Here is a 6,361-nt window from a genome sequence, read left to right as displayed (position 1 = left end):
CAATAACGATGCCTTCATCTATGACGCGGCAAAAAGCGCATACATTTGCCCGGCTGGCGAGGCGCTGATCTGGCACTACTCCTGCGTTGAAAAAGGCCTGAAGTTGCATCGTTACTGGAGTTCGAAATGCCAGGGCTGCGCGTTGAAGTCGCAATGCACACCGAGCACGGAACGACGAATTCGGCGCTGGGAGCATGAAACCGTATTGGAGGAAATGCAGCTTCGGCTGAGCAAAGCCCCGGAGATGATGCGAGTCCGAAAACGGACAGTTGAGCATCCCTTCGGGACGCTCAAACAATGGATGGGTGCAACGCACTTCCTGACCCGAAGCTGGCCGGGTGAGTGCGGAGATGAGTTTAAATGTGCTCGCCTACAACTTGAAACGGGTCATGAACATCATCGGTGCCCACGGTTTGAAGACGGTACTGTCAGCCTAAAAAGGCTGATTTTGGCCCATCCCGGAGGCTGTAAAACGGCGTTGACGTGTTCCAGGTCGCGACTGATGCGATCCGCAGCATTGACTACGCAATCGCTCAGTCAACGAACGTCGGTGATCGAAAGCGATGAGGTCATGAGCGTTTTTACACACTCTGGGCCGGTAGCGGTCATTAGCCAACGTCTGTTTCTGACCGATTGCTGCCCGCAAAGGCGATGTTAGGACTGCCGTATCCGCATAATCGCATCTGTGATCGCTTTTACATTTGTGTCTAAGGTCTCCATAGCCATCACAGCGTTATTTGCAACCACTGCCGCGCCACTGGCTGCAAGCCAAACGGCGACCTCCTCGATTGCCGCCGCCAGTGCATGCTGGTTATGCAGAAGCAATGTCAGCGCGTCAGCAGTGGCGATATTGGAAACCGAGTTACTTGGCATGCTATCCATCCTGGAAATGAGGGGTTTGCAAAGCCTAGCTCATGCGACCGCAGTAGATTGGCTTAGATACGCATCATCGGAGCCAGCAGCCGCTTTCGACCCGAAGCGGACGCCCATGTTGACCTGGAATCTCTCAACATGTTGGTAGGCGTGCATCTCAGACCACGTGGGCGACCGACTTACGCAAGCCTTTTGGTGTGCCCAGGAACTGGTGGAAAGGTCGTTAAGAGTTACTGCTCGCATAACGCCGCTCAAACTCCATCGGGCTGAGATAGCCCAAGCGAACTCCCATGAGGGATGCAGAGTCTGTGGGGTACTCTATGATTGATAGCTAATCGCCACCTCGCTAAGGAAGACGCCATGAAGCAGATACGCTGCGCCGTTCTAGTAGCCATTATTGCCTTCCTCACGATCTGTGCTCCCAGGGCGTTCGCATTTCAAGTGAACCCTTGTTATCGCGTCCTGGAAATGAAAAATGGCGTTCCAGACCAAGGCAGGATCCGGGCTTGGTTTATCAATACGTGTTGGCTGAAGAATGATTTCCACACCGTACACGAGCATCTCACCAATTTTGCTATCAATGAGTACCTTGAGCCTGCCTACTACTTAAGGAACCCCAAGGCGGCTTTGGTGAACCGTGCTAGTGGTGACTCAGTGAATTTCATCACTGGTGCTGAGTGGCCCAAAGAAGCAAAGCCCCAGCACACCACCTACGGGATCATCTATGGCAGTTGGTGGAACGACGATCCACTCATGTTCACTTGGGGTGAGGGCGCGAATTTCACCACTGGGCTGTTCAAGCTAAGGAGGCAATTCGAAGACACCCATGCCGAGTACCGAGGCGGTGTCAGTGGCTGCTGGGTCAAGACGGCAGACTATCTTCCCTGGCATTCCCACTACGGCAGGATGCAATACCTGCACTTCATGACAAACGAACCCAACGCTGGGGATGATCAGGCGAGATTAAGAAAGACCACATCCGAGGCACTCCTCTGGATGGAATTCGCCTATAAGGTAGCGATCAAGAAAATCAAGGCAGATGACCCTTTGACTGAGGCAGATGAGATTAAGCTTGGGATGCCTCGGGTCGACCTCAACTACTGCCTTAAAGATAAGAAGAACGAGAAGGTTCGGACGCTCTTTGCTCCTGCCGGAACGGACTATGAGGGCCGCGACCTTCTCACGCCGGATGTTGCTCTTGGGAGCATGTTGCACGTTATGCAGGACTCCTTCTCACCAGCCCATACCTGTCGGGTCGATGAGTATGTAGCCGGAAGGCCATACGCTGTGCTAACGAACGTCTACAACTATGGCGAACAGGTAAAAGCAAACCTTGGGGACTATCACCACGACAAGGATGACTATCCGGGGTGGCTGATCACCTATACCCGAACCGGGAAGCATGTCTACGAAAATGATCCCATTGTGGTCGGGGCCTGGCTGATCAAAGCTGTCGACCAACAAATGGAATGGGACGATGTGCGTAAACACCTAGAGCAAACAATCTTTAAGCGATCCGATAGACGTGCGAGCGAGCCTTTGCCGGTCTGCATAGGAAGCGGTAAGGCATAAACCCAGTCCCAAGACTTTGTTCCTTGCTTTCTAAGGAGCAGCTCACTCGGAGTGTTCGTATTCGAACATTTCGTGTCCCCCCTTTGAAGGGGCATTGATCCATATTCCTTGAGCTTTGGTCTGCAAATCCGAGTACGGTCGCCACCTTTTTGTTTAGCAGCGATGCACTATGACGAGTGAACAAGCTCCCTCGCCAATAGTGACGGTATTGATCCCTAACTGGCCAAAGACTTTCATCGAAGCGGTGAATTCACCCACCGTTCCGCCGCTTCTCGTGCCCCTTCAATTGCCTGCTCATAGCTCTCCCAGTGGTCACCCTCAACATAAGCTGGCCGTGCAGCCTTGCCTGGCATGGTCAACCTGGCCCCCACAGGAATATCAAGCGTCGGGCTCCAACTGAAGCCAATCATCACGGTGACACCACTTTGTGTCACGTATTTAACGGGATGATCTTTGTCGATACGTTCTGACATATTTCTCTCCTTGATCCGGCGCCATGTCAGCGTCGGACGTTCGTTAGGTAAAATGCCCCGTCAATGGCTGCTCATGCCGGCCATGTGCATGATTGTGCCGAAACCACCGGCCATGATGCTGAGTGCAGCCACGCTGGCGAACCAAATAGCGATAAGCCAATACACCCGTTTGCATCAAGAGCCTGGCTGACTTTAAGCGTGCGACACTTCATAGGGTGCCATGGGCAAACTCCATTGTCAGGGCCGTCGCGGCGGCCAGCATGATCAGCGCCGTGCAAAACAGCAGGCTTAACTGTGCCACCTGCTTGTAAAACGGCATCGGTTTTTCAGCATTAGTGGTAACCATTGTCAATCCTCACTTTTGCGCAGAAGACGTAGTAGCTCCAGCTGGTGTGCACCAGGATGGCGGCAGCATGAACAGAGTGCCGATTAGGATGAACAGCTGGCTAGAGATTGGTAAGGCGCCGCCTTACAGGCCGATGGACGGCGGCACGATGGCCAAATGCTGAATGCCTGGCCGATATAGCCTAGGAAAACCATGCGTTTTCACTGCCCAGCCAGTTTTCCGTCACCGTAATCAGTGCACCCCAACAAGCTGCCGCCCCCTTGTACGATTTATAACGTTCAACCTCGCTCATGGTATTTCTCCGAGAATCCACACATAAGAGGCGGCCTAAATTAAGGGCCTTATTGATGGTTGTTTTTCAGGTATTGCAAAACGCAAAAAATATTCATAAGCAACCAAATATCGATTTGTATCGACCCGTTTCACGCGCTCTACTTTGGGCACGCGTTCAGGCTATTCCCAGTTAATCGCCCTGTCTAATCACAAATAATTACCAGCTCATCAATACCATCTATCAGCGTAAACAGCTTTTTCAATAAAATAAAGCCATAATATTGCAGTAAAAATCACCAGCCAGAGAATCCCTGTAAAGTTTGATCTCTAGGGTTTTCCTGTTCATGAGCCAAGGCTCTTCGGGCTGATCACAATCGTTCGCATTCGATCTGAAGAACGAACAATGAAAATCTCTGAAATTTATGCCGCTGACAGAGGTGTCATAAGGCTGCAGCTATGAGCACTGACGGATGGGTTGTCTCGCCAAGAGCAGATTTGATAATAAATTCCCCCTGAACATATGCGACGTTTAGCACCGTCTGTTCATCCGGGCTGATATACAGAACTTTTTCTTGTCTGCAAAATCTGATTGCGCGTTTCAGTAGATTGAATCGTCCCTAGTTTCGTAGGCACCTCCAAGCCTTAAAATGAGACCCATTAGGAGGTGCTATGAGCAACCAGCGTTATCCCGGAGCATTCAAAATCTAGGCGGTCAACCAAGTGACCGAAAAGCAGCTTCCTGTCTCGGAGGTGGCTGCGCGATTGGGTGTGTCCCTGCACAGCCTCTATGCCTGGATTAAGCGCTACACCAAGCTTCTAGAGCAGCGCGTTCAGGAGGATGATCAGAGTGCCGAGCTTCGCCGACTACGTGCTGAGCTAAAGCGGGTGGACGTGACCGCGTACAACTTTAATCGAGCGATCAGTGTCTTGGGAGCCAAGAAAATGATGAAACTGATGGGCTGAAGAGCCTTTTCAGCACAAAAACAAACGCCCGAACAAGTCGGGGCGTTTGGTCTAAGGCCTGTCAGTGTGTTTTCACACAGTCTGTTCTAGAGCCCTTTATTATCGCTGGGGTTAGGCTAATGAGTGCACTATCAGCCTAAGCCTTCAGTTGCAAAATCTTGAGCGAGCGTCTGCACGGTCGTGGAGTATCATAACTCTCTCTGGTGTACCCATTGGCTTCAGAGGCAAATTTACTTGGCCACCGTGGAGTCCTTTGCGAGGATCGCAGCGTGAATTGCTTCTGTCATCGTATTATTGACCTCGATGAGCCGGTGTACCTCATCTTGAACCTTCAGCAACGCCTCAGCGTCTTGATAGGTCTGCAGTGCTTGTTTATCTGAGGCAGCAGCAGCCACCTTCTGGCCTACCATGATGACTGATAAAAGTACCAACTGTAGAAAAGTTTGGGCAATCCAGGCGATGAGAGTCGAGACTCCTCCTGCGATGGCAGAGGGTAAGCTGATTAAGGCAATTCCCGCAAAAATATAGGCACACCACATGGTGCCAACCGCGTTGGTGATCATCAGCGCAATGCGCCCATTCAGACCCAGATGCTCTTGTGAGATTAGGTGTGGGCCTACTTTCTCACGTTCCTTGATTCTCTGAAGTAGCAGGCGTTCGAGTTGCATCATAGATGCCTCTGATAGAAATTCAATTAATTAAGTCGGCCTTAGATCGATGCCGGGTCTAACGACCGCTTTACCCCACAAAACGTCTCGTGAAGCTGAGCCGTGGCCGTTGATGTTTCAGTATATCTGCCAATCGAAAAAGGGGGCATGAAATACATCTAAAATAAACATCTTATTTGCTATTTCTGTGCTGCCGGAATTTTTCTTGATTGACTTTATCCGCTTAGGTCATCTTTCTTGACGTTCTGCTCTAACTGATCCGAGACGTATTCTTGATCGCTGCGTATTCATGCTCAATTTGTTCGTAGCCATATATGCTTTCGAGCCTTTTGACGATGAAGTGACCTCTGGCAGTGTCTTGATAGAAGTCAGTGAACAGAGCATTGATCGATGCACCGGTCAACGCTCCAATTACAGGAACTGCCTGCGCCGCGAATTTGCTAGTAATGGTATAGCCGAAGCGTGTAGCCACTTTTTCGATCAGCACGGCTAGCCATTTCCCGGCCTGGCCCGGTGCAAAATAGCTTGTCGCTTTAGCACCGTGTTTGGCGGCTATCTCTGCCAGCTCTTTGGACAAATGCTGCATTGCCTGAGTGGTAAAGCTGCGAGTAGCGTAGTACCCCGTCTCCGTCGCGTCGTCCGCTTGGCTGGGGCCGCCCATAGCGAACACTTCGATGCACGCCTGTTTGGTCGCAAAGTCACTCAAGTCAAAACCTTCGCTGCGCGCCACGTCGGCTACTGAGCGCATCATAATGGTCGTGGAGACGGGGAGTTCGAGGAACAGCGTAGTAAAGCCGAAAGCCCCGCCGATAGCACCTGAGGTCGCGGCATAAAGCTTGTGCAGTCGTGTTGATGCAGGTTTTTTAGGTGCGTTTTCCAAGCTCCACAACGCGGCGTCAACGGATGAGTGCAGGGCCGCCGTCACCGCACCGTTGACCTTCTTTGAAATCGATTCAGGTAAGGCTTTTACCGCAATTTCGATTGGCGACCCGATAAAGCCGGACAGCCTCGCCGTCAGAGAAGGAGACTCCAGTAAATCCACCGCCTGTTTTAAGCTCTTGTAGTCTTCGGGGTTGTCTTTGATGTTCACATACATCTCCTTTGGTGGCTCAGTCCGCAAACAAGAAACCACCGATTGAGGCAGCGATAAGTGAGCGGTGAACTAGAATATCAAGAGTGATGATCGGCAGATC

General features: G+C 51.3%; 7 protein-coding genes and 3 pseudogenes. 3 read left to right on the top strand and 7 right to left on the bottom strand.

Annotated features, from left to right (window positions below; translation table 11 throughout):
* A pseudogene (locus tag HDC30_RS28880) lies at positions 1–437 on the top strand (transposase); the annotation flags it as partial.
* Positions 438–654: 217 nt separating this feature from the next.
* Here HDC30_RS28880 and HDC30_RS28875 read toward each other — a convergent pair.
* A complete protein-coding gene (locus HDC30_RS28875; protein WP_183786269.1) occupies positions 655–873 on the bottom strand; it encodes a hypothetical protein in 219 nt (72 codons plus the stop codon).
* Positions 874–1,233: 360 nt separating this feature from the next.
* Here HDC30_RS28875 and HDC30_RS28870 point away from each other — a divergent pair, with 360 nt between their 5' ends.
* On the top strand, positions 1,234–2,445 hold the full coding sequence (locus HDC30_RS28870) for a hypothetical protein (protein ID WP_183786267.1): 1,212 nt from the start codon (positions 1,234–1,236) through the stop codon (positions 2,443–2,445).
* Between the two features lie 233 nt (positions 2,446–2,678).
* Here the strand turns inward: HDC30_RS28870 and HDC30_RS28865 are convergent, their stop codons facing one another.
* The 4 genes and pseudogenes from HDC30_RS28865 to HDC30_RS29285 form a co-directional block, all read right to left on the bottom strand.
* The gene (locus HDC30_RS28865) at positions 2,679–2,918 is read right to left on the bottom strand and encodes a hypothetical protein (protein WP_183786265.1); all 240 of its coding nucleotides are present in this window, start codon (positions 2,916–2,918) and stop codon (positions 2,679–2,681) included.
* Positions 2,919–2,978: 60 nt separating this feature from the next.
* Positions 2,979–3,083, bottom strand: a complete 105-nt coding sequence (locus HDC30_RS28860) for a DUF2474 family protein (RefSeq protein WP_183786263.1) — start codon at positions 3,081–3,083, stop codon at positions 2,979–2,981.
* 43 nt (positions 3,084–3,126) lie between these two features.
* Complete coding sequence (locus HDC30_RS28855; protein ID WP_183786261.1) at positions 3,127–3,264, bottom strand: hypothetical protein; 138 nt, start codon at positions 3,262–3,264, stop codon at positions 3,127–3,129.
* Positions 3,251–3,458, bottom strand: a pseudogene (locus tag HDC30_RS29285) (ubiquinol oxidase subunit II); the annotation flags it as partial. The gene HDC30_RS28855 and the pseudogene HDC30_RS29285, both read right to left, overlap by 14 nt.
* 799 nt (positions 3,459–4,257) lie before the next feature.
* Between HDC30_RS29285 and HDC30_RS28850 the strand changes: the two are divergent.
* Positions 4,258–4,425: pseudogene (locus HDC30_RS28850) on the top strand (transposase); the annotation flags it as partial.
* Between the two features lie 305 nt (positions 4,426–4,730).
* Here the strand turns inward: HDC30_RS28850 and HDC30_RS28845 are convergent.
* Positions 4,731–5,171 carry a hypothetical protein gene (locus HDC30_RS28845; RefSeq protein WP_183786259.1) on the bottom strand — a complete coding sequence of 147 codons (441 nt, stop codon included), beginning with the start codon at positions 5,169–5,171 and terminating at the stop codon, positions 4,731–4,733.
* Between the two features lie 247 nt (positions 5,172–5,418).
* On the bottom strand, positions 5,419–6,264 hold the full coding sequence (locus HDC30_RS28840; RefSeq protein WP_183786257.1) for an EcsC family protein: 846 nt from the start codon (positions 6,262–6,264) through the stop codon (positions 5,419–5,421).
* Between the last annotated feature and the right edge of the window lie 97 nt (positions 6,265–6,361).

This window comes from Pseudomonas sp. JAI115 (assembly GCF_014200835.1).
Lineage (GTDB): Bacteria > Pseudomonadota > Gammaproteobacteria > Pseudomonadales > Pseudomonadaceae > Aquipseudomonas > Aquipseudomonas putida_A.
Note: the sequence above shows the minus strand (reverse complement) of the source record. Positions and strands in the feature narration are given on the sequence as shown.

Excerpts from the sequence above, each read along its gene's own strand:
- HDC30_RS28875 (WP_183786269.1), bottom strand. The coding sequence starts at position 873 with ATGCCAAGTAACTCGGTTTCCAATATCGCCACTGCTGACGCGCTGACA.
- HDC30_RS28870 (WP_183786267.1), top strand. The coding sequence starts at position 1,234 with ATGAAGCAGATACGCTGCGCCGTTCTAGTAGCCATTATTGCCTTCCTC.
- HDC30_RS28865 (WP_183786265.1), bottom strand. The coding sequence starts at position 2,918 with ATGTCAGAACGTATCGACAAAGATCATCCCGTTAAATACGTGACACAA.
- HDC30_RS28855 (WP_183786261.1), bottom strand. The coding sequence starts at position 3,264 with ATGGTTACCACTAATGCTGAAAAACCGATGCCGTTTTACAAGCAGGTG.
- HDC30_RS28845 (WP_183786259.1), bottom strand. The coding sequence starts at position 5,171 with ATGATGCAACTCGAACGCCTGCTACTTCAGAGAATCAAGGAACGTGAG.
- HDC30_RS28840 (WP_183786257.1), bottom strand. The coding sequence starts at position 6,264 with ATGTATGTGAACATCAAAGACAACCCCGAAGACTACAAGAGCTTAAAA.